This window comes from Streptomyces armeniacus, from assembly GCF_003355155.1.
Classification (GTDB): domain Bacteria; phylum Actinomycetota; class Actinomycetes; order Streptomycetales; family Streptomycetaceae; genus Streptomyces; species Streptomyces armeniacus.
Map to the genome: position 1 here is coordinate 7,532,891 of NZ_CP031320.1, position 23,129 is coordinate 7,556,019.

A 23,129-nucleotide genomic window follows, 5' to 3' on the forward strand; every position below is an offset into this window, starting at 1 on the left:
CGCCCGCTGGTGCCTGCTCTCACGGTGGCCCGCTCCTCCAGGGCTCCGTGTGATGGGAGAGCGAAGCCATGAACGCTGTATGTTTCCGCGCCAAGCGCGCACGCCATCCCCACGACGACGCCCCCGACACAGCCGCCGACTTCCAGCGGATCGCGGCGCTGCCCGACGGCCCGGAACGGGACGCACTGCGGCAGCAGGTCGTACGGGAGTGGATACCCATGGCCCACCGGCTCGCCGGCCGGTACCGCAACCGCGGCGAGGCGCTCGAGGACCTCCAGCAGGTCGCGGCGCTGGGCCTCGTCAAGGCCGTCGCACGGTACGACCCGGCGCGCGGCACCGCCTTCGAGAGCTACGCCGTGCCGACGATCATCGGCGAGATCAAACGGCACTTCCGCGACCACATGTGGGACGTCCACGTCCCGCGCCGCGTACAGCACCTGCGCAACCAGGTGCGCGCCAGCCACCGCGAACTCAGCCTCACCCTCGGCGGCCGCTCCCCGTCAGTCGCGCAGCTCGCCGAACACAGCGGCCTCTCGCAGGAGGACGTACTGCTCGGCATGGAGGCGCTGGAGAGCTACAGCACGCTGTCCCTGGACGCGGAGCTGCCCAGCGCCGACGACGGCTACTCGCTGCAGGACACCCTGACCAGCCCTGAGCCCGGCTTCGACCTCGTGCTCTACCGCGAGGCCGTGAAACCGCAGCTGCGCTGCCTGCCGGAACGCGAGCGGCGCATCCTCTACCTGCGGTTCTTCTGCGAGATGACGCAGAGCCGGATCGCCGAGCAGCTGGGCATCTCCCAGATGCACGTCTCCCGGCTGATCAACCAGACCTGTGACCGCATCCACCGCCGCGTCGAGGCGGAGTGGTGCCGCGAGAACGAGGCCGCGGTCACGGCGGGAGTACGGGCGCCCGCGCCCTGAAGGCGGACGGGCCGCGGTGAGGACAGCTGCGACGGTCAGTGCCACGCGTACGGCGGTCCGTTCCACGCATAGGGCGGTCAGAGCCACTTGAGGGCGAACCACAGCTCCATCCGTACATCCGGGTCGCCCAGGTCCGCGCCGAGCAGCCCGCCGATCCGCGCCACGCGCTGCCGTACGGTGTTGCGGTGCACGCCCAGCACCGACGCGCTCCGGTCCCAACTGCCGTGCACGGACAGCCAGACGCGGAGCGTCTCCGCCAGCTCCGGGCGGCCCTCCAGCGGCGCCAGCAGCGAACGGGCCAGCGGGCGCGCCTCGTCCCCGTCCAGCAGCGACGTGACACCACGCGCGTCCGCCGGGCGGGCGCACACCACCGGCCGCCGCGCGGCGAGCGCACGGCGCAGCGCCCGCGCCGCCTCCGCGTCGGCGCGCCCGAGCTCCGCCGCGGGCACCGGCGCGGACGCGCCGAGCGTCCAGCCCGGCCGCGCCGGCACCGGCCGCCCGCCCGGCACGAGCGCCCGCAGCACCTCGCCGTCCCGGTCGACCAGGCTGGTGCCCAGCCCGGCTGCCAGCGCCGCGGCGGCGAGCGGCCCGTCCCCGGGGGCCTCATCACGATCCGTACGGTGCTCATCGTCCGCCCTGTGCGGCTCCCGTCCGCCCTGCGCCTCGTACGGGTCGCGCCGCCCGTGCACCACTGTCCAGCGGTCGGTGCCGCCGTCGATCAGCGCCGCCGCCTCCTCCGGTGCCGCGCCCAGCAGCAGCCGTACGAGCGCGGCCGTACGGCCCGCCGCAGCGCCCGCCGTACGGTGCCCCGTGAGCAGCGACAGCAGGACGACGGCGACACGGGCGGCGGCGTCCGCCGTACTGTCCCGCTGTGGCGCGCACACCCCGAGCGCCAGCCGCCCGCCACCGCCCCCGGCGGCACCGGTCAGCGCGTACGCGCTCAGGAACCAGGCTCCGGACGTACTCGACGCCGACGACGGACCCGGGCGCAGTTGCGCGGTGAGCGATGCGACCGCCGCGCGCGCGGAGGCGTCCGGCGGCGTCCCCGCACCGGCCAACTCCGCCCCGTCCGGGCCGAACAGCGCCGCCCACGCGCCCGTGTGCCGGGCGAACCGCGCCAGTACGGCGGGCACCGGATGGGGCCGCGCGGCGGCGCTCGTCAGCGCCTGCTGCGCCTCGCTCAGCCTCCGCAGCGCCGCGTGCCGCCGCTCGGCGACGAGCTGCCAGAGCGTACGGGCCACCGCCGTGAATGGCGTGCCCGGCGGCACCCGCAGCAGAGGCAGCCCGTGCCGGTCGCACGCGTCGGCCAGCGCGGGCGGCACCTCGTCGTGCAGCGGGGCGATCCCGAAACCGAGCGCCGCCGCACCCGCCGTCACCGTGCGCTCGACGTACCGCTCCCAGTGCGCGACGGCCGACGCCTCCGTACGGGCGCCGTCGTCCTCCGTACGGTGGCCGTTCTCCGTCCGCGGATCGTCCTCCGTACGGTGGCCGGTCTCCGTACGGGCAGCGGCCTCCGTACGGGCGCCGGCGGGGCAGTGGACACCGGCGCTGAGCAGCAGTTCGCCGCCCAGCAGATACGGCACCGGATCCGCCATCTCGCTCGTGTGCACCGCGTGCACCGGCACGTCCGGACTGTCCGGACCGGCAACCTGGCGGAGCGCGAGACCGCCGTCCGCGAGGAGCGCGGACAGCGGTACGGGGGCGGTGGGCGGCACCAGTTCGTGCACGGCTGACTCCCTCCCCAAGGCGCCGGGGGCGGCGGGCGTGGACGGTTCGCACACCCGGCCGGTCGCTGGTGGAGGAAACGTACACTTCTCGGCCACCGCGAGGACACCTACGTTGTGGCGCCTGACCCCTCAGCTGACCGAGGAGCGCTCATGGCCGTCGACTACGCAGTGATCGTGACGTACCTGGTGGGCATGCTCGCCACCGGCTGGTGGGGCATGCGCCGGGCCCGCTCCAAGAGCGACTTCCTGGTGGCCGGCCGCCGGCTCGGGCCCACGATGTACGCGGGTACCATCGCCGCGATCGTGCTCGGCGGCGCCTCCACCATCGGCGGCGTCGGCCTCGGCTACCAGTACGGGCTCTCCGGCGCGTGGCTGGTTTTCACCATCGGCTTCGGGCTGCTGGCGCTCAGCATCTTCTTCTCCGCGCGCATCTCGCGGCTGCGCGTCTACACCGTCAGCCAGATGCTCGACCTGCGCTACGGCGGCTCGTCCGCGATGGTCTCCGGCGTGGTGATGTGGGCGTACACCCTGATGCTGTCGGTGACGTCGACCATCGCGTACGCCACCATCTTCGACGTCATCTTCGACCTGGACCGGGTGCCCGCGATCATCCTCGGCGGCGCCGTGGTGGTCTGCTACTCCGCGCTCGGCGGGATGTGGTCGATCACGCTGACGGACATGGCGCAGTTCGTGATCCAGACGGTGGGCGTGCTGATGCTGCTGCTCCCGATCGCCGTCTACAAGGCGGGCGGCTTCGCCGAGATGAACGCGGAACTGCCGGACGGCTACTTCTCACCGATGAGCATCGGCGCGCAGACGGTGTTCACGTACGTGCTCATCTACTCGTTCGGCATGCTCATCGGGCAGGACATCTGGCAGCGGGTGTTCACCGCGCGCAGCGACCGTACGGCGCGCGTCGGCGGCACCGTCGCGGGCACGTACTGCCTCGTCTATGCGATCGCCGGAGCCGTCATCGGCACCGCGGCGAAGGTGCTGCACCCCGGACTGGCCAACGCCGACAACGCATTCGCCGTCATCGTCGACGAGTCCCTGCCGGTCGGCGTGAAGGGACTGGTGCTGGCGGCGGCGCTCGCCGCCGTCATGTCCACCTCGTCCGGCGCGCTGATCGCCTGCGCGACCGTCGCCAACAACGACATCTGGGCCCGAATTCGCCGCCGCGCGCGCGGCGGTGCCGAAGGGAGCGGCGACGGCGGGACCGGGGACGGCGAGGACGGCGGCACCGAGGACGGCGCGGCACGGGACGAGATCCGCGACAACAGGGCGTTCATTCTGCTGATGGGCACAGCCGTGATCGTGATTTCCATAGTGATCGACGACGTCGTCGAGGCCCTGACCGTCGCCTACAACCTGCTCGTCGGCGGCCTCCTCGTGCCTGTGCTCGGTGGTCTGCTGTGGCGGCGCGGTACGGCGTACGGAGCGCTCGCCGCGGCCGGTGTCGGGGGAGCCGTGGTGCTCGCCACGATGGCCTGGAAGGGTGTGCTCGCGAACGAGCCGATCTATTACGGGCTGCTGGCCTCCCTCGCCGCGTACGTGGCGGTCAGCCTCGCCGGGAAGGCCACCGACCCGGAGCGGCTGGCGGCCTGGCGGGACCGCCTGGCGGGCGGCGGCAGCGCAGACCCGCCCGCGCCCGACCCGCCCGTGCCGGGCGAGACGGCGGATCAGCCGGGGGGCGGGGACAACGGCAGCGCGGCGAACCCGGTGCGCGGGTGAGCGCCCCGGGCCGCAACGGCGGCGACCTCGTCACCGAGTCCCTCACCGCCCTCGGCGCCACCACCGTGTTCGGCCTCCCCGGGCAGCACGCCCTCGGCCTCTTCGACGCCCTGCGCCGCTCCCCGCTGACCCACGTCGGGCTCCGCGTGGAGAACAACGCGGGCTTCGCCGCGGACGCGTACGCCCGCGTCACCGGCGGCGTCGCTCCTCTGCTGGTGTCCACTGGGCCGGGGGCGTTGTTGACGCTTGCGGCGCTTCAGGAGTCGGCTGCCGCGTCGGTCCCGGTGCTGGGGATCGGCAGTCAGGTGCCGGTGGCGGGGCTGGGTGGTGGCCGTAAGGGGTATCTGCATGAACTCCGCGATCAGGCTGCCTCGTTCCGCGGGGTGGTGAAGTCGGCGCGTACGGTGCGTTCGGCCGCCCAGATCCCGTCCGCGCTCGCCGCCGCCTGGGCGGAGGCGCTGGAGGCGCCGCGCGGACCGGTGTGGGTGGAGATCCCGCAGGATGTGCTGCTCGCCCCGGTCGGGGTGCCGCCGGTCGTACGGCTCGCCGCGGCCGTACGGACGCTGGAGCCACGCCCCGAACTCACGGCCGAGGCTGCCGCGTTGCTCGACGGTGCCCGGCGCCCGGCGATTCTTGCCGGGGGCGGGGTGGTACGCGCGGGGGCGCAGCGGGCGCTGCTGGCGCTGGCGGAGCGGCTGGACGCGCCGGTGGCGACCACGTTCGGCGGCAAGGGTGCGTTCCCCTGGGAGCATCCGCTGTCGCTCCAATCGTGGCTGGAGGACCAGCACACCACCGAATTCCTGGAAGACGCGGACGTGCTGCTGGTCGCCGGGTCGGGGCTGGGTGAACTGTCGTCGCATTACGGCACGTTCAGCCCGCGCGGCAGTCTCGTGCAGATCGAGGCCGACCTGGGCAAGCTCGAGGCGAACCACCCCGCCGCCGTCGCCCTGCACGCCGACGCGGGCCCGGCGCTGGCTGCGCTCGCGGAGGGCGTGACGGACCGGCGCGGGACGACCGGGACGACCGGGACGGCGGCGGGGTGGTTCGCCTCGAGCGCCACAAAAACAGGGGGCGGGGTATCAACATATCTGGCGTTGACTTTTAGCACGCTGTTGAGTTCTCAAAGAACGGACGCTTCCATCGGACCCGTTTCACCGGGACCCTCCGGGCGCTTCCCTTCGTGTTCCTCTACGTTAGCGGGTTCCTTCCCCGGATTCCAAATCGGGGTTTTCCCGAGACGATTTCGGCATGCCGGAAACGCCCCTGCGGAGGGAGACCGTACTGCGTAGTGGATGCCATCAGACGAAAACAGCCCGACAAAAGGCTGGAGTCACATGACAGCGGGATTCGCTGCTCCGGACCAGCACGGTCCGGCGGCAACCCGAAGAACAGTACACCACCCTCCGACGGGCTTCAAACCTGTACCCCGCACCGTTCTCAACCCGCCGTTCTCACCCCGCTGTCGAGAACGCAGCGCGGTACGCCCTCGGGCTGGTCGACAGCTGGCTCGCGAAGTGTTGACGCATCGTCACCTCGCTGCCGAAGCCCGCGCGCCGTGCCACCTCCGGCATCGCCAGGTCCGTGCGTTCGAGCAACCGCTGGGCCGTGGCCAGGCGTTGGGCCAGCAGCCAGCGGCTGGGTGTGGTCCCCGTGGTGGCGGTGAAGTGGCGGGCGAACGTACGGGGGGACATGCCCGCCCAGGCCGCGAGGTCGGCGACGGTGATCGGTTCGGCGAGGTGCCGCTGAGCCCGTTCGCGTACGGACGCCAGGGCGTCGGCGTCGCGGTCCACGGCCGGTGTCGGCTGCTCGATGAACTGGGCCTGCGTACCGGTGCGGAACGGTGCCGTCACCATCGCCCTCGCGATCGTTGCCGCCGCCTCCGCGCCATGGCTCGTACGGACGAGGTGCAGGCACAGGTCGATGCCCGCCGCCGTGCCTGCCGACGTCCAGATGTTGCCGTCCTCGATGAAGAGGGCGTTCGAGTCGACGTGCACGGCCGGGTGTTCGGCGGCGAGCTGGGCGGTGAGCCCCCAGTGCGTGACCGCGCGCCGCCCGTCCAGCAGACCGGCCTGGGCAAGGGTGAAGGCGCCGCCGCACAGTGCGGCGATGGGGATGCCCGCGTGGTGGGCGCGGCGGAGGGCGGCGAGTACGGGTTCGGCGGGCGGACCGTGGTCGTCCAGGCCGGGGACCACCACGAGGTCGGCCTTGGTCAGCCAGGTGAGGGAGCGGTCCGGGGTGAGGGTCAGCCCGCCGTGCACGGGGACGGGCTCGCGGCGTTCGCCGCAGCGGCGCAGCTCGAAGGCGGGTACGGAGCCGGGGACGGCGCCGGCGCGGTCCGTACGGTCGACGCCCCACACCTCCGTGATCACGGCGATGTCGAAGGCGCGGACTCCGGGGAAGGCCAGCATGGCCACGGTGCGCATGACTGGAGTGTGCCACCGTACGGGCGTGGCAGGAAACCATCGATGGTCGTCATGGCTGCCACTGTTGCCGCGGGGGCGCGCGGGCGACAGTGCAGAGCATGGAAAGCACAGGTACACAGCCGGAACAGACCACGCAGCTCACCGAGCTCGCCCCGAACGCGGCGCTGCTCGTCATCGACGTCCAGAAGGGCTTCGGGAACCCGTCGCTTCTGGCCCTCGGCCGCAGCAACCCGGCGGCCGAGGAGAACATCCGCGCGCTCCTCGACGCCTGGCAGGACGCCGGGCGGCCGGTGGTGTTCGTACGGCACAGCTCGCTCGAGCCCGGTTCGCCGCTCCACCCGGACACTCCGGGCAACGAGCTCCAGGACTTCGTCGAGAAGCGCCGTACGGCGGAGGGGCGGCGCGGTCCCGAGGTGCTCATCGAGAAGACCGTGAACTCCGCGTTCATCGGCACGCCGGACCTGGCCGACTGGCTCGAGGCGCAGGGCATACGGCAGCTGGTGACGGCGGGCATCCAGACGAACCGCTGCGTGGAGACCACCGCCCGGATGGGCGGGAACCTCGGGTACGACGTGGTGGTGCCGATCGACGCGACGTACACCTTCGGGGACACCGGCCCCGGCGGGGAGCACCTCACGGCGGACGAACTGTCCCTGGCGACGGCAGTGAACCTGCACGGCGGCGGCTTCGCCCGCGTGGTGTCCACCGCCGAGGTGCTCGCGGCGCTCGGCGGCTAGCCGGGCGGGACGCGTACGGCAGGGGGGCGGGACGCGTACGGCAGGGGGCAGGCGTACGGCAGGGGCAAGGGCAGACGTACGGCGTACGCCCCGTCAGCCCTTGCCCGAGGCCAGCTCCCGGCTGCGGTCGCGCGCGGCCTCGATGGCGGCGAGCAGCGCGGCGCGTACGCCGTGGTTCTCCAGCTCGCGGATCGCGTTGATGGTGGTGCCGCCGGGGGACGTCACGTTCTCCCGGAGCGTGACGGGGTGCTCGCCGCTGTCGCGGAGCATCGTGGAGGCGCCGATGGCCGCCTGGACGATCAGGTCGTGCGCCTTGTCGCGGGGCAGGCCCAGGAGGATGCCGGCGTCCGTCATGGCCTCGACCAGGTAGAAGAAGTACGCGGGGCCGGAGCCGGAGAGCGCGGTCGCCGCGTCCTGCTGGGACTCGGGGACGCGGAGGGTCTTGCCGACGCCGCCGAAGATCTCCTCGGCGCGTGCGAGATGGGCCTCGCCCGCGTGCGTGCCTGCCGAGATGACGGACATGCCCTCGTCGACCAGTGCCGGGGTGTTCGTCATGACGCGCACGACGGGCGTACCGGTGGTGAGGCGCTCCTCGAAGAACGTCGTCGGGATGCCCGCGGCGCCGCTGATGACCAGCCGGTCGGCGGGCACGTGCGGGGCGAGTTCGCCGAGGAGGCCCGCCATGTCCTGGGGTTTGACGGTGAGGATGAGGGTGTCGGCGGCCTTGGCCGCCTCCGGGTTGGGGACGCACTCGACGCCGTAGCGGACGTGGAGTTCCTCGGCCCGGTCGGGGCGGCGCGCGGTGACGAGCAGGCGGGACGGGGACCAGCCGCCCCGGATCATGCCCGAGAGCAGGGCCTCGCCGATCTTGCCGGCGCCGAGAACGGCGACTTTCTGGGTCATGGCTACGGGTCACCTTCGTCCGCGTACGTACGCTGCGTGATCCATCGTCGCACCTTTGCGTGGCGCCTGCGCGGGCGTCCGCCAAGCGGAACGCGCCCGTACGCATGCCCGTACGGGCGCCCGCGCGCACCCCGTACTCCTCCCGTACGGCGAACCCGCCCCTACGCCGTGCGCCGCCGCAGCGTGGCCGCGCCCAGGGCCAGGACCAGCAGGGCGCTGCCCGCCACGATGATCACGTCGCGGACGAAGTCGCCCGTGGCGCCGGGGTGCCGGAGCACCTCGGCCATGCCGTCGACGGCGTACGACATGGGCAGCACGTTCGATACGGCCTCCAGCACCGGCTGCATCGTGTCGCGGGGCGCGAACAGGCCGCAGAGCAGGATCTGCGGGAAGATCATCGCCGGCATGAACTGCACGACCTGGAACTCGGTGGCCGCGAACGCCGACACGAACAGCCCCAGCGCCGTCCCGAGCAGCGCGTCGAGCAGGGCGATCCCCAGCAGCAGCCACGGGGAGCCGACGATGCTGATGTCCAGCAGCCAGACGGCGACGCCGGTGGCGAGTGACGCCTGGAAGACGGCGAGTACGCCGAAGGCCAGGGCGTACCCGAGGATCAGGTCGGCCTTGCCGAGCGGCATGGCCAGCAGCCGTTCGAGGGTGCCGGAGGTGCGTTCGCGCAGGGTGGCGATGGAGGTGACCAGGAACATCGTCACCAGCGGGAAGATCCCGAGGAGCGAGGCGCCGATGCTGTCGAAGGTGCGCCGGTCCGCGTCGAAGACGTAGTAGAGCAGGACGAGGAGCAGCACCGGGACGAGCAGCAGGAGGGCGATCGTACGGGGGTCGTGGCTGAGCTGGCGCAGTACGCGGCGGGCGGTCGCGAAGGTGCGGGAGGCGTTCATGCGGGGGTCTCCTCCTGTGCGCGGGCGAGGTCGACGAGGTGGAGGAAGGCGTCCTCGACGGCGCCGCTGTCGGTGAGCGCGCGGAGGTCGTCCGGGGTGTCGTCGGCGAGCAGCTGCCCGGAGCGCATGAGCAGCAGCCGCTGGCAGCGGTCGGCCTCGTCCATGACGTGCGACGAGATGAGCAGGGTGGCGCCCCGTTCCGCGGCGATGAGGTGGAACAGGTCCCACAGGTCGCGGCGGAGTACGGGGTCGAGGCCGACGGTGGGCTCGTCGAGTACGAGCAGGTCGGGCGCGCCGAGGAGGGCGACGGCGAGGGACACGCGGCCGAGCTGGCCGCCGGAGAGGTTCCCGGCGAGGGCGTCGGCGTGCGAGGTGAGGTCGACGTCGGAGAGCGCCTGGGCGACCTGGTCGGCGCGGTCGCGGCGGTGGATGCCGAGGACGGCCGCGAAGTAGTCGAGGTTCTGCCGGGCGGTGAGGTCGAGGTACACGGACGGGGCCTGGGTGACATAGCCGACGCGGGCGCGCAGCGAGGGCGAACCGGCCGGCGAGCCGAGCACGTCGAGCCGGCCCGTGACGTGCGCCTGCGTGCCCACGATGGCGCGCATCAGCGTCGACTTGCCGCATCCGGAGGGGCCGAGGAGGCCGGTGACGGTGCCGGGCGCGACGTCGAAGGTGAGGCCGTCGAGGACCGTACGGCCGCCGCGCACGACGCGTAGTCCGTCTGCGCGGATGGCCGGCTGGGGGCCGTCGCTCACCCGTTCATCATTATTCGCCATGCGTTGAATACTCCTCCGGTGCCCGCGGGGCCGTCAAGCGCGCGAGCGCGGCAACCGGAGGTACTTCGCGAGACGCTGCCGCAGACCCGGGGCGGCGTCGGAGCGGTCCGGGCGACACGGAGCGGCTATTCGATCTCGCGCATCATCCGCTCCATCGAGGTGATCGACTTCCGCGCCTCCGTCAGCTCCTCGATGCTGCGGCGGTGCAACTCCACGTTGTCGTCGAGGAGTTGGGCGTACTTCTGGGCCAGCTGCTTGTACTGCTCCTCGCGCGCCGCCAGCATGCGCGCCCGCCACGTCGCGGCGATCTGCCAGACGATGACGATCAGCAGCGCGAAGAGCCCTCCGGTGCCCAGTCCCGCCGCCCATACGCCTGCCGGGTCGCTCGCCGTCAGGGTCGCCAGCTGCTGCTCGTTCATGACGTGCTCTCCTTCTCCCGCGCCGCCGCACCGCGCCCGGCCTGCTCGCTGTCTGCGGGAGCGGCCTCGTCGGTGAGCGTCCGGGCGGCGGTGGCGACGGCGTCCGGCGTCAGCTCGTACGCGAACGGCGCGACCTCGTAGTACCGCATCGTCTTGCCCCCCTCCGACACCTCGAGCGACCCGACGATGAGGCCGGCCGCCTCCAGCCGCTGCAGATGCATGTGCAGCAGCGGGCGGCTCATCCCGATCTCGCGGGCGAGTCTGCTGACGTAGTTACGGCCGCCGCGCAGCGCCTGGACGATCCGCATCCGATGCGGATTGCCGAGCGCGGACAGCACCTTCAGCAGTTCGTCTCCCGTCGGGGGCCCGACCGCGGTCATCGCGACGCCTCTCCCTGTATGTAAGAAAAAGCTGACACGTGTCATCGTGACCTGTCAAAGAAACCTGACACATCTCCGGGTCGGCTCAGGGTTCTCCCTGAGAAGCCGCACAGGGGAGGACGGGGCGGCACGGGCGGCGGGGGCGGCATGTCCCCGTCGTCGCGGGCCGGTCAGCGCTTGCGCTTGCGCTTCGCCGGGTTGCCCGTGCGGGAGGAGCGGCGGCGGCGGTGGCGCCGAAGGGCCTCCTCGTACTCGGTCCGGCGCATCTTCTCGCCCGGCGCCTCCACGAGGCCGCGCAGCCCGTACGCCAGCAGGATCCCGAGGAAGCCGACCAGCATGATGCTGCGCATCGAGCGCTCCCGTGCCTCGTCCTCCGGGGTGTCGCCGGGGCGGCGGCTGAAGCGGGTGAGCGTACGGGAGAAGCCGACCGAGCTGGCGACGGCGAAGACAAGGATCAGCATGAACCGGGCCCACGCGCCGAGTTCCGAGATGGCCACGCCCTCGTACGCGAGCCGCAGCGCGTACGCGCCCACGACCGTGGCGGTCAGCGCGCCCACGACGAGGCATGCGCGGCGCACGGCGTAGCCGCCGGTGCGGTCGACCCACGTGGTGCCGAAGAAGCGGATCGGCTCGGGCACGGGGGCGTCGGGGTCGTACTCGGGCTCCGGCTGCCGTGCTGCCTTCCCGGCCGTCCGCTCGGGTTCGTCCGGTCGCTGCGTGTCGCTCATGCGGACGATTATCGCCGGGCGGCGCACCACGTACGCCGCCCGGGGACCGCTCAGCCGAGCTGCGACAGGTCGCGGACCGCGCCGCGGTCGGCGCTGGTGGCCATCGCCGCGTACGCCCGCAGCGCCGTCGACACCTTGCGGTCGCGGTCGCGGGGCTCGTACCGACCGCCGAGCGCCTCCCGGCGCGCCGCCAGCACGTCGTCCGGGACCCGCAGCTCGATGGTGCGGGCGGGGATGTCGATACGGACCGGGTCGCCGTCCTCGACCAGCGCGATCGTGCCGCCCGCCGCCGCCTCCGGCGAGACGTGGCCGATCGACAGGCCCGAAGTGCCGCCGGAGAAGCGGCCGTCGGTGACCAGCGCGCACTTGGCGCCCAGGCCACGGCCCTTCAGGAACGCGGTCGGGTACAGCATCTCCTGCATGCCGGGGCCGCCCTTGGGGCCTTCGTAGCGGACGACCACGACGTCGCCCTCCGCGACCCGCTTCGTGAGGATCGCGTCGACGGCCTCCTCCTGCGACTCGACGACGACGGCCTTGCCCTCGAAGGTGTGGATCGACTCGTCCACGCCCGCCGTCTTCACGACGCAGCCGTTCTCGGCGAGGTTGCCGTACAGGACGGCGAGGCCGCCGTCCTCCGAGTACGCGTGCGCGACGTCGCGGACACAGCCGTTCTCCGCGTCCGTGTCCAGCGTGTCCCAGCGCTCCGACTGCGAGAAGGCGGTGGCGGAACGGACGCAGCCGGGCGCCGCGTAGAACATCTCCAGCGCCTCCGCGGACGGCGAACCCCCGCGGATGTCCCACTGCTTGAGCCAGTCCGCGAGCGTCGGCGCGTGCACCGCGTGCACGTCCTCGTGCAGGTGTCCGGCGCGCTGCAGCTCACCCAGGATCGCGGCGATGCCGCCCGCGCGGTGCACGTCCTCCATGTGGTACGCGCCGTTGGGCGCGACCTTGCAGACGCAGGGCACGCGGCGCGAGACGCCGTCGATGTCCGCCATCGTGAACGACAGCTCGGCCTCCTGGGCCGCGGCCATCAGGTGCAGCACGGTGTTGGTGGAGCCGCCCATGGCGACGTCGAGCGCCATGGCGTTCTCGAACGCGGCGCGGGAGGCGATGGCGCGCGGCAGGACGGTGGCGTCGTCCTCCTCGTAGTACCGCCGGGTGATGTCGACGACCGTACGGCCCGCCGCCTCGTACAGCTCCTTGCGCGCCGTGTGCGTCGCCAGCACCGAGCCGTTGCCGGGGAGGGCCAGGCCGAGGGCCTCGACCAGGCAGTTCATGGAGTTCGCGGTGAACATCCCGGAGCAGGAGCCGCAGGTCGGACAGGCGGCCTCCTCGATACGGGACAGGTCCTCGTCGGAGACGTTGTCGGACACGGCCTCGGACATGGCGTGCACCAGGTCCAGATTCGACCGGACGGTGCCGTCAACCAGCGTCGTCTTGCCGGCCTCCATGGGGCCGCCGGAGACGAAGACGACGGGGATGTTCAGGCGCAGCGCCGCCATGAGCATGCCGGGGGTGATCTTGTCGCAGTTGGAGATGCAGATCAGGGCGTCGGCGCAGTGCGCCTCCGTCATGTACTCCACCGAGTCCGCGATCAGGTCGCGGGACGGCAGTGAGTACAGCATCCCGGCGTGGCCCATCGCGATGCCGTCGTCCACCGCGATCGTGTTGAACTCCCGCGGAATGCCGCCCGCCGCCTTGACCGCGTCCGAGACGATCCGGCCGACCGGCTGCAGGTGCGTGTGCCCGGGGACGAACTCCGTGAAGCTGTTGGCCACGGCCACAATCGGCTTGCCGAAGTCCTCACGCTCTACGCCCGCCGCGCGGAGGAGGGCGCGTGCGCCCGCCATGTTGCGGCCGTGGGTGACGGTGCGGGACCTCAGCTCGGGCATGGCTGTCCACTCCCTGTCGTGTGCGCGTACACGGTGTGCGACGCGCGTCGTAAGGCAATCGAGACCTACGAGGGTACGCCTGCCGCCCAAGATCCGGACAGGTTGATCGAATCGTGAGACCGCTCGTGAAATCGTGCGACCCGCCGGTGGAGGACCGCTCGGCGCTCAGCCGTGCCCCGTGTCCAGTGTCCCGGTCAGATGATGCTGTACGACGGGGGCGAGGTGGCCGATCAGCGTCTCCGGGTCGGCCGAGGCGATCGGCTCGACCTTGATCACGTAGCGCAGCATCGCCGTACCCACCAGCTGCGCGACCGCCAGCTGCACCCGTACGTCGGGGTCCGGCAGCCGTAGCTCGCGCGCGACCCGGGCCAGCACGTGGCGGGTGATCATCTGCCGGAAGATCCGCGCGGCGGTCTCGTTGTTCACCGCCGAACGCACGATGGCGAGCACCGGCTCGCGCGTCGCCGGGTTCTCCCAGAGGCCGAAGACGAAGCGCGTCAGCTGCTCGCCCGCCGTGTCGATGCCGTCCGCCACGAGCTGTTCGGGCGCCGAGAGCACCGGCGCGAACGCCGTCTCCATGGCGGCCTCGAAGACCTGCTCCTTGCTGCCGAAGTAGTGGTGCACCAGCGCCGGGTCCACCTGCGCGCCGCGCGCGATGGCGCGGATGGACGCCCTGTCGTAGCCGCGCGCCGCGAACTCCGCACGGGCAGAGCTGAGGATGAGGTCGCGCGTGCCGGGCTGGCCCTCGACGCGTGCGGCGGACGCCGGCCGGCCACGGCCGCGGCGCCCGGCGGGGCGGGCGGTCACGAGCACCTCGTACGCGCGGTCACGAGCGCCTGGTCCCGGCGGTGTCGGAGGCGTTGGACGTGCCGGACGCGCGGGAAGGGCCGGAGGTCTTGGAGGTGCCGGTGCCGGAGGCCTTGGCGGCGTCCGGGGCGGTGGAGGGCGAGGGCTCGAGATGGCGGCGGGTGTAGTCCAGCGCCTCGGCGAGATCGGCCTCGCGTTCGGCGGCGGACATCGCGCGGCGCGTGTTGACCTCGACCACGACGTGGCCGTCGAAGCCGCTCGCGGTGAGCCGCTGGAGCAGCTCGGCGCACGGCTGGACGCCGCGTCCGGGCACGAGGTGCTCGTCCTTGCTGGAGCCGTTGCCGTCGGCGATGTGCACATGGCCGAGCCGGTCGCCCATCCGGTCCAGCATGGCGAGGGTGTCGGTACGCGCGGTGGCCGTGTGCGACAGGTCGATCGTGAAGTGCCGGTAGTCCTCCTGGGTGGGGTCCCAGTCGGGGGCGTACGCCATCATCTCGCGGTCCCGGTACCGCCACGGGAACATGTTCTCGACCGCGAAGCGCACATCCGTCTCGTCCGCCATCCGCCAGATTCCGCGTACGAAGTCCCGCGCGTACGAGCGCTGCCAGCGGAACGGCGGGTGCACCACCACCGTGGACGCCCCGAGCCGCTCCGCGGCGGAACGCGCACGCTGCAGCTTCACCCACGGATCGGTCGACCAGACCCGCTGCGTGATCAACAGACACGGCGCATGCACGGCCAGCACCGGCACGCCGTGGACGTCGGAGAGGCGGCGCAGCGCGTCCACGTCCTGGCTGACGGGGTCGGTCCACACCATGACCTCGACACCGTCGTAGCCGAGCCGCCCGGCGATCTCGAAGGCCGCCGCCGTCGACTCCGGATACACGGACGCCGTGGACAGCGCGACCTTCGCCGCCGGTGCGCGCACTGCTGGGTGAACCACGGAGACAGCCTACGGTGAGCGGCGCGCGCGCCGGGAGCCGCACCCCGGGCGTCCCGCGGACCGCCGCGCGGCCGGGCGTACGGCGTGCGGGCGTACGGGCCGTCCCGCCGGCGGGCGTACGGCCGGCGCGCCCCTCACGCCGAGCGGAGGTGGTCGAGCCGCCGCAGGATCACGCCCTCGCGCAGCGCCCACGGACACACCTCGAGGACGTCGATCCCGAACAGGTCCATCGCCCCCTCCGCGACCAGCGCCCCCGCGAGCAGTTGAGCGGCGCGCCCCTCGGACACGCCCGGCAGCTCCGCGCGTTCCGCCGCGGACATCCCGGCCAGCCGCGGCACCCACTGCTCCAGGGAGTCGCTGCTCAGCTCCCGCTGCACGTACAGCCCTTCGCCGGAGCCCGGCGCACCCGCGAGGCGCGCGAGCTGCTTGAACGTCTTCGACGTCGCCACCACGTGGTCCGGCGGGCTGAACCGGCTGATCACACCGACGATCCGCGCGATCTCCGCCCGTACGTGCCGCCGCAGCGCCCGTACGTGCTCCGGGTCCGGCGGGTCCCCGGGCAGCCAGCCGGAGGTCAGCCGGCCCGCCCCGAGCGGCAGCGACACGGCGGCGTCGGGCTCCTCGTCCAGGCCGTAGGCGATCTCCAGCGAGCCGCCGCCGATGTCGATGACGAGCAGCCGCCCCGCCGACCAGCCGAACCAGCGGCGTACGGCGAGGAACGTCAGCCGCGCCTCGTCCTCACCGCTGAGGACCTCGAGCTTCACGTCCGTTTCCTGGGCGATTCTGGACAGCACGCTCTCGGCGTTCGCGGCCTCCCGTACGGCGGAGGTGGCGAACGGGAGGATCTCCTCGACGCCCTTGTCCTCCGCGACGTCCCGCGCCTCGCGGATCGTCGAGGCGAGCCGGTCGACGCCGTCGGGGCCTATCGCGCCGTGCTCGTCCAGCAGTTCCGCGAGCTTGAGTTCCGCCTTGTGCGAATAGGCGGGCAGGGGACGCGCGCCGCGGTGCGCGTCCACCACGAGGAGGTGGACCGTGTTCGAGCCCACGTCGAGGACACCGAGTCTCATACCCATCACGCTATCCGCCCCGCCCGCGCGGAACCGCGCCTACGGTCTCCCGTACGGCCGTTACGCTGGGGGCGTGGGCAAGACGAAAGCGGCGAAGCGTAAGAAGCGGGATGAGCAGGGCGTGCGGGACACCAAGGGCGGAGGGGACGAGATCGTACGGGGCGACGCGTCCGGTACGCCCGGAGTGTCCGGTGCGTCGGGGTCGGGTCGTGCGGGGCCCGGGGGGCGCCCGCCCCCGTCCCCACGACGTGAGATGATCCATCACAGCAACGGAGCCACCATGGACACGTCCCCAATGTCCGCCACCGAGCGGGAACAGAACGCGAAAGCCCGCCGCGCCGCCTCCGCATCCGCGGTCGGCAGCCTCGTCGAGTGGTACGACTTCGGCCTCTACGGCGCCGCCGCGGCGCTGATCTTCAAGGACTACTTCTTCGGCACGGACGACGCCTTCGTCGGCCTGATGGCGGCGTTCGCGACCTTCGCCGTCGGCTACTTCGCCCGCCCCTTCGGCGGCATGGTCTTCGGACACCTCGGCGACAAGGTCGGCCGCAAACCCGTGATGGTCGGCACCCTGGCGCTGATGGGCGTCAGCACCACGCTGATCGGCCTGCTGCCCGGCTACGGCACCATCGGCTGGTTCGCCCCGTTCCTGCTCGTCGTGCTGCGGCTGCTGCAGGGGCTGGGCGCGGGCGCCGAGTACGCGGGCGCCGTCGTGCTCTCCGCCGAGTCCGCACCGCCGCGGCGGCGCGGCTTCTACGCCTCCTGGTCGGGCGCCGGCGTCTGGGTCGGCTCGGCGCTCGGGCTGACCGTGTTCCAGGCGATGCACTCGCTGACCGGCGACAGCTTCGAGACCTGGGGCTGGCGCGTCCCGTTCCTGCTGAGCATCGCGCTGCTGGCGATCTCCCTCTACATACGGCGCCGGGTCGAGGAGACGGAGACGTTCACCGAGACCAAGGAGGCCGCGCAGGAGGAGAACGTCCCCCTGGTGCGGCTGTTCAAGACGGAGAAGCGCCGGCTGCTGGCGGCGCTCGGCTCGAACGTCATCCTCAGCGGCTACTCGTACATCCCGCAGGTGTGGATCCTGAGCTACCTCACCGAGGACATCGGCATCGCCGCCGGGCTCGCCCTCGCGATCAACGCCGTCGTCCTGCTGTCCGGCGCGCTGTTCATGCCGTACTTCGGCCGGCTCGGCGACCGCGTCGGCCGCCGCAAGCTGTTCCTGTTCGGCACCGGCTTCGGCATCGTGTGGCCCGTGCCGATGTTCCTGCTGATCGACACGCACAACACGTTCCTGATCATCCTCGGGATCGTCGTGTGCTTCGTCGGCGCGGTCGCCGTCTGCTATGCCGCGCAGGCCGCCTTCCTCACCGAGATGTTCCCGCCCGCCATCCGCTACTCCGGCATCGCCTTCGCCCGTGAGACCAGCGGCGCGCTGCTGGCCGGCACCACGCCCCTGGTCGCGACGGGGCTGCTGCACGTGGCCGGACACTGGTGGCCGATCGCGCTCTGCATGGTCGTCTACGCCGCGGTCGCGCTCGTCTCCGTGTACTACTCGCGGCAGTTCCGTACGGACGCCGACCAGGCCGACCCCGACGCGTTCCGGTCCGACGAGGCGTGGACCCGTACGGGCAGCGCCGCGCGGGCGGAGGCCGGCGCGATGGCGAAGGCGGTGCGCTGATGTCCGTCCTCACCGAGCGGTTCTACGAGGACTACGCCCTCGGGGAGACCGGAGGCGGCGGCTCCCGCACCCTCGACCAGTCCGACATCAACGCCTTCGCCGGGCTGACCATGGACTTCCACCCGGCGCACGTGAACCGGGAGTTCGCGGAGGAGCGGTTCGGCGGCCGGCTCGCGCACGGCGTCCTGACCTTCGGGCTCGTCGTCGGCCTCACCGTCGAGTACAACCCTCGCGCGGTCGCGTACGGCTACGAGCGCATCCGCTTCCCGGGACCGGTCCTGGCGGGTGACACGGTCACCGCCACCAGCGTGGTCACCGACCTCAAGGAGCACCGGCGGCCCGGCATCGGCCTGGTCACCAAGGAGTACACCGGCGTCAACCAGCGCGGCGAGACGGTGCTGTCCTGCCTGCACATCCTGGCGGTGGACCGGCGTGGCTGAGCGCTCCCCGTCTCGCCGCCCCCGCACGTTCCGTCCGCCCTCTCACGAAGGAAACCCACCGTGTCTCTGACAGGAGCGATGTTCCTGGGCTCCGAGCGGCGTACCGGCCAGGGCCCGGCGCTCGACCCCCTCGACCCCCGTACCGGCGCCTCCCTCGGCCCCGCCTACGGCTCGGCCGCCGCGTCCGACGTGGCCGACGCCTGCCTGCTCGCCGACCGGGCAGCGCCGGCCCTGCGGGCCACCCCGCCCGACCGGCGCGCCGCCTTCCTGGAGCGCGTCGCCGACCGCATCGAGGAGCTCGGCAGCGCGCTCGTCGAGCGGGCCGTCGCCGAGTCCGGCCTCCCGGCCGGGCGGATCAGCGGCGAAGTGGGCCGTACGACCGGCCAGTTGCGGCTGTTCGCGGCGGAGGTACGGGACGGGGGCTGGGCCGGCGTACGGATCGACCGCGCCCTGCCCGACCGCTCCCCGCAGCCGCGGCCCGACCTGCGGCAGCGGCAGCTCGCTGTCGGCCCGGTCGCGGTGTTCGGCGCGAGCAACTTCCCGCTCGCGTTCTCCGTCGCCGGCGGCGACACCGCGGCCGCGCTCGCCGCGGGCTGCCCGGTGGTGGTGAAGGGCCACAACGCCCACCTCGGCACCTCCGAACTGGTCGGCTCGGCCGTGGCCGCCGCCGTACGCGACAGCGGGCTGCCCGAGGGCACGTTCTCGCTGCTGTTCGGCGCCGGCAACGAGATCGGCCAGGCGCTCGTCGCCGACCCGCGCATCCAGGCCGTCGGGTTCACCGGCTCGCGGGCCGGCGGCACCGCACTGATGCGCACGGCCGCCGCACGGCCCCGGCCCATCCCCGTCTACGCCGAGATGAGCAGCGTCAATCCGGTGTTCCTGCTGCCGGGCGCGCTGCGGGACGGGCCGGACCGGCTCGCCGAGGGCTTCACCGGCTCGCTCACCCTGGGCGCCGGCCAGTTCTGCACCAACCCCGGGCTGCTGGTGGCCGTCGGCGGCCCGGACCTCGACGCGTTCCTGGCCGCCGCCGCGGCGCGGCTGTCCGCGACGGCCGGGCAGACCATGCTGACCCGCGGCATCCGCGACGCCTACGAGCGGTCCACCGGGCAGCTCGCCGGCACCGAGGGCGTACGTGAGCTGGCGTCGGGCAAGCCCGGCGAGGACGGCAACGCGGGCACCGCCCGGCTGTTCGCCGTCGACGCGGAGGTCTTCCTGCGCCGGCCGGAGCTCCAGGAGGAGGCGTTCGGCGCCGCCGCGACCGTCGTCGTGTGCGACGGTCGCGGCGGGGGCGAACAGCTCGTACAGGTCGCGCGGGCGCTACACGGCCAGCTCACCGCCACCGTCCGGCACGGCCCCGGAGACCGCGACACCGCCGCGGAACTGCTGCCCGTGCTGGAGACGCGGGCGGGCCGCCTCCTCTTCGACGGCTGGCCCACCGGCGTGGAGGTCGGGCACGCGATGGTCCACGGCGGGCCGTACCCGGCGACGTCCGACGGGCGTACGACGTCGGTCGGCACGCTCGCCGTCCAGCGCTTCCTGCGCCCGGTCTGCTACCAGTCGGTCCCCGCCGACCTGCTGCCCGCCGCGCTCGCCGACGACAACCCGTACGGGCTGCCGCGCCGGCTGGACGGCGTACGCGAGGTCGTACGCGACGGGGGACGGCCCAGGGAGTAGGCGGTGTGGTCGCGCCAGCCCGTGCCCTCCCGGACGATCAGGTGGACGGTGGTGATCCGGGCCGTGACCGGCAGGGCCGGTGCGAGCTCGGCCGCCAGTACGTCCAGGGGTTCCGGGCCGCCGGGCACGGGGCCGCCGCCGTCGGGCAGCTCCGTGATGGCGACGGTCAGATGCGGCTCGAGCCCGCCGCCGAACACCCCGCGGTACGGCTCGGCTTCGGGCCAGCGGCCCGTGACCTCCCTGGTGAGCGCCCGGACCGGATCGCCCGGCAGGGGGTGCAGGAACAGCACTCCCGGATAGCGGCCGAACTCGCCGAGGGACACCTCGAACGGGTCGTGCGCGCCGAACAGTTCACCCAGTTCGCCGTGCACGCGCGCGTCCACACGGCTCACGTGCAGAAAGGGGTACAGCACGGTGATGTGTGCGGGAGCGCCCGCCCGCACCAGCGGATCGGCCTCGGGGACCTTGACCGTCAGGGCCGTGTCGCCGTCCACGTCCGGCCACCCGCCACCGTCCGTGTCCGCGTTCCCCGTCATGACCGGTCATGCTCGCACGGGCGGTCGGACAGCCGTGCGGTGACCCCGTACGCCTGCGGGTGTACGCGGGTCCCGGCGCGTCAGACGATCAGCCGCTGACGGCTTACTCTGTCGGGGAGCAGAAGGGACCCGGACCCGCAGGGGGGATGGCAAGGTGGGGGACGCCGCCGCGTCGAAGGCCGAACGCAGCGCACCCGAGGACTCCGCGAGCGACCCCGGGACGGACGCCGCCACGGGCGGCGGATGGCGTCACGCACGGTCGATGCGGCGGCTGCGGGTGCTGGCGAGCGTGCTGGCCGTGCTGTGCGTCGTGGTCCTCGCCTGCGCGGGCACCCTGCGCGCCACCGTGCTCAGCCGCGGCTTCTACCAGAGCGTCCTCGACGACGAGCGCGCGTACGACCGGCTGTACGACGAGGTGCTCGTCGATCCGAAGGCGCAGCCCGTGACCCGGAGCCTGCTGGCGCGGCTGCCCGTGCCGGAGGCGGTGGTGACGGCCAACCTCAAGACCGTGCTGCCGCCCGCGACCGTACGGAAGCTGACCGACCGGCAGATCGCCGCCGTCCTCGGCTACCTGCGCGGCGACACCGACGCCCTGCATCTGTCGGTGGACCTCACACCGGTGCTGGCCAACCTGAACAACCTGGGAGAGGTGTATCTCGGCAGCCTGGTCTCCAGCTCCGAGGAGCGCAGCGAAGCCGACCTGGACGCGGCGCTCAAGGACATGGACACCGCACTGGAAGACCTCTCCGCGGGCCGCAAGCCCGACCTGCCGAGGGTGGAGCTTGACGACAAGGCCGTCAAGGACGGCACCCGGCTGCTGCTCTCCGGCGTACCGGAGGACGAACGGGAGGCGCTGCGCCCGCAGGTCGAAGGTGCGCTCGCCGTCGGCGACGTGGCGACCGCCCTGGCCGCCGTCGGGCCGCACCTGCCCGGCACCACGGCCGGAGGCGGCGGCAAGAAGGCGCAGCAGGACCTGATCAGGATCGCCGACGGCGGCCAGTGGGACGTGGCCGAGGACCTGCAGAACTCCGGGGCGAACACCGAGGCGCTCAAGTCCGCCCGCGGCATCACCGACCTGACCCTGGGGCTGGTGCAGACGCTCGCGACCGCCATCGGCATCTCCGCCGTCGTCGTCCTGTGGCTGTTCGGGCCGCGGCGCAGGGTCCACCGGCTGCGCCACCTCGGTCGGCTGCTCGCCGTGGGCGGCGCCCTCACCGGCGTCCTCTTCCTGCTGGCGCGATGGCGGGCCGACTCCTGGGTGTGGACGCCGCCGGCCTCGTGGCCGCCGTCCCTGGCCGCCCTCGTGTCCGATCTGGAACGGACCGGCGCCCGCTCCTTCACCGAGGCCGGACTGCTCGCCTCCCTCGTGCCGCTGGGCGCGGGCCTGCTGGTGATCGCCCTCTCCGCCGTGATGGAGCGCCGCGCCGCCGGCCGCAGGCTGTCCCCCCGTACGCGGCGGTACGCGCTGAGCGGCGTCGGCGCGGCGCTCACCTCCACCATCGTCCTGGGCCCCGCCCTCCTGCCGACCGCGGCGACGGGCTCGGAACGCGTCTACTGCAACGGCTCGGCCCAGCTGTGCGACCTGCGCTACGACCAGGCCGCGTATCTCGCCACCCACAACTCGATGTCCTCGACGGCCGACCAGTTCATCAGCCCCCTCCAGGACGCCGACATCACCACCCAGCTCGACAACGGCGCACGGGCGCTGCTTGTCGACACCCACACCTGGGAGAAGCGCGACGAGATCGCCGACCGTCTGAAGCTCTCCGAGTTCGCCCCCGACATGCGCAAGCGGGTCACCGGCCTCATCGACAAGGCGAGCCCGGCCCGGCCCGGACTCTGGCTGTGCCACGCGATCTGCCGGGCCGGCGCCGTCCCCCTCGTCGACACCCTGCAAGAGGTCGGCAAGTGGCTCGACGACCACCCGGGCGAGGTGGTCACCATGATCATCCAGGACGGGATCAGCGGCGAGCAGACCGCCTCCGCGTTCAAGCGGGCCGGCCTCGAACGCCTGCTGTACACACCGGACTCCGACCCGGGCGCGGAGTGGCCCACGCTGGAGAAGATGGTCGAGGACAACAAGCGCCTGGTCGTCTTCGCCGAACACCAGGCGGGACCGGCCCCGTGGTACCGCAACTTCTACCGCTACGGCATGGAGACGCCGTACGCCTTCAAGAACCCCGGCGAGATGACCTGCGTGCCCAACCGCGGCGACAACGACAAGCGGCTGTTCCTGATGAACCACTTCATCACGCACGGCGGTGGCAGCCGTATCGACGCCGGAGAGATCAACGCACGGGACTTCGTACGCGACCGCGCCCGCCGCTGCGAGGCCGAACGCGGCCGGCCCGTCAACTTCGTCGCGGTCGACTTCGCCAACCTGGGCAGCGCACGGGCCGCGGTCGACGCCCTCAACGAGGCCCGCACGTCCTGACGCGGCAGCCTCTGG

19 protein-coding genes and 2 pseudogenes are annotated in these 23,129 nt (G+C 72.6%); 8 read left to right on the plus strand and 13 right to left on the minus strand.

Features of this window, described 5'->3' with window-relative positions:
• The first annotated feature begins 68 nt into the window (after positions 1-68).
• Positions 69-920, plus strand: coding sequence for a SigB/SigF/SigG family RNA polymerase sigma factor (locus DVA86_RS32685; protein WP_208883728.1), 852 nt, complete (start codon positions 69-71; stop codon positions 918-920).
• 77 nt (positions 921-997) lie between these two features.
• Here the strand turns inward: DVA86_RS32685 and DVA86_RS32690 are convergent, their stop codons facing one another.
• On the minus strand, positions 998-2,647 hold the full coding sequence (locus tag DVA86_RS32690) for a PucR family transcriptional regulator (protein ID WP_245997438.1): 1,650 nt from the start codon (positions 2,645-2,647) through the stop codon (positions 998-1,000).
• A gap of 150 nt (positions 2,648-2,797) precedes the next feature.
• On the opposite strand from DVA86_RS32690, the gene DVA86_RS32695 reads away from it, so the two are divergent.
• On the plus strand, positions 2,798-4,378 hold the full coding sequence (locus tag DVA86_RS32695; protein WP_208883730.1) for a sodium:solute symporter family protein: 1,581 nt from the start codon (positions 2,798-2,800) through the stop codon (positions 4,376-4,378).
• A pseudogene (locus tag DVA86_RS32700) lies at positions 4,375-5,382 on the plus strand (thiamine pyrophosphate-binding protein); the annotation flags it as partial. The gene DVA86_RS32695 and the pseudogene DVA86_RS32700, both read left to right, overlap by 4 nt.
• 447 nt (positions 5,383-5,829) lie before the next feature.
• Here the strand turns inward: DVA86_RS32700 and DVA86_RS32705 are convergent.
• On the minus strand, positions 5,830-6,801 hold the full coding sequence (locus DVA86_RS32705) for a GlxA family transcriptional regulator (RefSeq protein WP_208883731.1): 972 nt from the start codon (positions 6,799-6,801) through the stop codon (positions 5,830-5,832).
• A 98-nt stretch (positions 6,802-6,899) separates the two neighbouring features.
• On the opposite strand from DVA86_RS32705, the gene DVA86_RS32710 reads away from it, so the two are divergent.
• Positions 6,900-7,538 (plus strand): cysteine hydrolase family protein, encoded by a 639-nt coding sequence (locus DVA86_RS32710; protein WP_208883734.1) that lies wholly within the window; start codon positions 6,900-6,902, stop codon positions 7,536-7,538.
• Positions 7,539-7,631: 93 nt separating this feature from the next.
• On the opposite strand, the gene proC is transcribed toward DVA86_RS32710, so the two are convergent.
• The 10 genes from proC to DVA86_RS32760 form a co-directional block, all read right to left on the minus strand.
• Entirely contained in the window at positions 7,632-8,441 is an 810-nt protein-coding gene (gene proC, locus DVA86_RS32715) for a pyrroline-5-carboxylate reductase (protein ID WP_208883736.1), read from the minus strand.
• Between the two features lie 161 nt (positions 8,442-8,602).
• Positions 8,603-9,340, minus strand: coding sequence for an ABC transporter permease (locus tag DVA86_RS32720; protein ID WP_208883738.1), 738 nt, complete (start codon positions 9,338-9,340; stop codon positions 8,603-8,605).
• On the minus strand, positions 9,337-10,116 hold the full coding sequence (locus DVA86_RS32725) for an ABC transporter ATP-binding protein (RefSeq protein WP_208883739.1): 780 nt from the start codon (positions 10,114-10,116) through the stop codon (positions 9,337-9,339). Before DVA86_RS32725 ends, DVA86_RS32720 begins: the two co-directional genes overlap by 4 nt.
• 125 nt (positions 10,117-10,241) lie before the next feature.
• Complete coding sequence (locus DVA86_RS32730) at positions 10,242-10,535, minus strand: hypothetical protein (RefSeq protein ID WP_208883741.1); 294 nt, start codon at positions 10,533-10,535, stop codon at positions 10,242-10,244.
• Positions 10,532-10,915: an ArsR/SmtB family transcription factor gene (locus tag DVA86_RS32735; protein WP_208883743.1), complete on the minus strand. Its 384-nt coding sequence runs from the start codon at positions 10,913-10,915 to the stop codon at positions 10,532-10,534. The genes DVA86_RS32730 and DVA86_RS32735 overlap by 4 nt, the downstream gene beginning before the upstream one ends.
• Before the next feature lie 170 nt (positions 10,916-11,085).
• On the minus strand, positions 11,086-11,643 hold the full coding sequence (locus DVA86_RS32740) for a hypothetical protein (RefSeq protein ID WP_245997440.1): 558 nt from the start codon (positions 11,641-11,643) through the stop codon (positions 11,086-11,088).
• Positions 11,644-11,693: 50 nt separating this feature from the next.
• Positions 11,694-13,535, minus strand: a complete 1,842-nt coding sequence (gene ilvD, locus DVA86_RS32745) for a dihydroxy-acid dehydratase (RefSeq protein WP_208883745.1) — start codon at positions 13,533-13,535, stop codon at positions 11,694-11,696.
• A gap of 165 nt (positions 13,536-13,700) precedes the next feature.
• Positions 13,701-14,342, minus strand: a complete 642-nt coding sequence (locus DVA86_RS32750) for a TetR/AcrR family transcriptional regulator (RefSeq protein ID WP_208883747.1) — start codon at positions 14,340-14,342, stop codon at positions 13,701-13,703.
• Positions 14,343-14,361: 19 nt separating this feature from the next.
• Entirely contained in the window at positions 14,362-15,285 is a 924-nt protein-coding gene (locus DVA86_RS32755; protein WP_208883748.1) for a sugar phosphate isomerase/epimerase family protein, read from the minus strand.
• Between the two features lie 134 nt (positions 15,286-15,419).
• Complete coding sequence (locus DVA86_RS32760; RefSeq protein WP_208883750.1) at positions 15,420-16,352, minus strand: Ppx/GppA family phosphatase; 933 nt, start codon at positions 16,350-16,352, stop codon at positions 15,420-15,422.
• A gap of 280 nt (positions 16,353-16,632) precedes the next feature.
• Between DVA86_RS32760 and DVA86_RS32765 the strand changes: the two genes are divergently transcribed.
• From DVA86_RS32765 to DVA86_RS36190, 3 genes are read left to right on the plus strand one after another with little or no spacing between them, the layout of a single operon-like run.
• Positions 16,633-18,030 carry an MFS transporter gene (locus tag DVA86_RS32765; protein ID WP_208883752.1) on the plus strand — a complete coding sequence of 466 codons (1,398 nt, stop codon included), beginning with the start codon at positions 16,633-16,635 and terminating at the stop codon, positions 18,028-18,030.
• Positions 18,030-18,470 carry a MaoC family dehydratase gene (locus DVA86_RS32770; RefSeq protein WP_208883754.1) on the plus strand — a complete coding sequence of 147 codons (441 nt, stop codon included), beginning with the start codon at positions 18,030-18,032 and terminating at the stop codon, positions 18,468-18,470. Before DVA86_RS32765 ends, DVA86_RS32770 begins: the two co-directional genes overlap by 1 nt.
• Before the next feature lie 60 nt (positions 18,471-18,530).
• A complete protein-coding gene (locus DVA86_RS36190; protein WP_342776393.1) occupies positions 18,531-20,144 on the plus strand; it encodes an aldehyde dehydrogenase (NADP(+)) in 1,614 nt (537 codons plus the stop codon).
• 32 nt (positions 20,145-20,176) lie between these two features.
• Here the strand turns inward: DVA86_RS36190 and DVA86_RS35745 are convergent.
• Positions 20,177-20,680 (minus strand): annotated as a pseudogene (locus tag DVA86_RS35745) (2'-5' RNA ligase family protein); the annotation flags it as partial.
• 154 nt (positions 20,681-20,834) lie between these two features.
• On the opposite strand from DVA86_RS35745, the gene DVA86_RS32780 reads away from it, so the two are divergent.
• A complete protein-coding gene (locus tag DVA86_RS32780) occupies positions 20,835-23,114 on the plus strand; it encodes a PI-PLC domain-containing protein (RefSeq protein ID WP_342776395.1) in 2,280 nt (759 codons plus the stop codon).
• The last annotated feature ends 15 nt before the right edge of the window (positions 23,115-23,129 follow it).

Excerpts from the sequence above, each read along its gene's own strand:
- DVA86_RS32735 (WP_208883743.1), bottom strand. The coding sequence starts at position 10,915 with ATGACCGCGGTCGGGCCCCCGACGGGAGACGAACTGCTGAAGGTGCTG.
- DVA86_RS32695 (WP_208883730.1), top strand. The coding sequence starts at position 2,798 with ATGGCCGTCGACTACGCAGTGATCGTGACGTACCTGGTGGGCATGCTC.
- DVA86_RS32685 (WP_208883728.1), top strand. The coding sequence starts at position 69 with ATGAACGCTGTATGTTTCCGCGCCAAGCGCGCACGCCATCCCCACGAC.
- DVA86_RS32725 (WP_208883739.1), bottom strand. The coding sequence starts at position 10,116 with ATGGCGAATAATGATGAACGGGTGAGCGACGGCCCCCAGCCGGCCATC.
- DVA86_RS32760 (WP_208883750.1), bottom strand. The coding sequence starts at position 16,352 with ATGAGACTCGGTGTCCTCGACGTGGGCTCGAACACGGTCCACCTCCTC.
- DVA86_RS32705 (WP_208883731.1), bottom strand. The coding sequence starts at position 6,801 with ATGCGCACCGTGGCCATGCTGGCCTTCCCCGGAGTCCGCGCCTTCGAC.
- DVA86_RS32770 (WP_208883754.1), top strand. The coding sequence starts at position 18,030 with ATGTCCGTCCTCACCGAGCGGTTCTACGAGGACTACGCCCTCGGGGAG.
- DVA86_RS32740 (WP_245997440.1), bottom strand. The coding sequence starts at position 11,643 with ATGAGCGACACGCAGCGACCGGACGAACCCGAGCGGACGGCCGGGAAG.
- DVA86_RS32765 (WP_208883752.1), top strand. The coding sequence starts at position 16,633 with ATGGACACGTCCCCAATGTCCGCCACCGAGCGGGAACAGAACGCGAAA.
- ilvD (WP_208883745.1), bottom strand. The coding sequence starts at position 13,535 with ATGCCCGAGCTGAGGTCCCGCACCGTCACCCACGGCCGCAACATGGCG.
- proC (WP_208883736.1), bottom strand. The coding sequence starts at position 8,441 with ATGACCCAGAAAGTCGCCGTTCTCGGCGCCGGCAAGATCGGCGAGGCC.
- DVA86_RS32730 (WP_208883741.1), bottom strand. The coding sequence starts at position 10,535 with ATGAACGAGCAGCAGCTGGCGACCCTGACGGCGAGCGACCCGGCAGGC.
- DVA86_RS32720 (WP_208883738.1), bottom strand. The coding sequence starts at position 9,340 with ATGAACGCCTCCCGCACCTTCGCGACCGCCCGCCGCGTACTGCGCCAG.
- DVA86_RS32710 (WP_208883734.1), top strand. The coding sequence starts at position 6,900 with ATGGAAAGCACAGGTACACAGCCGGAACAGACCACGCAGCTCACCGAG.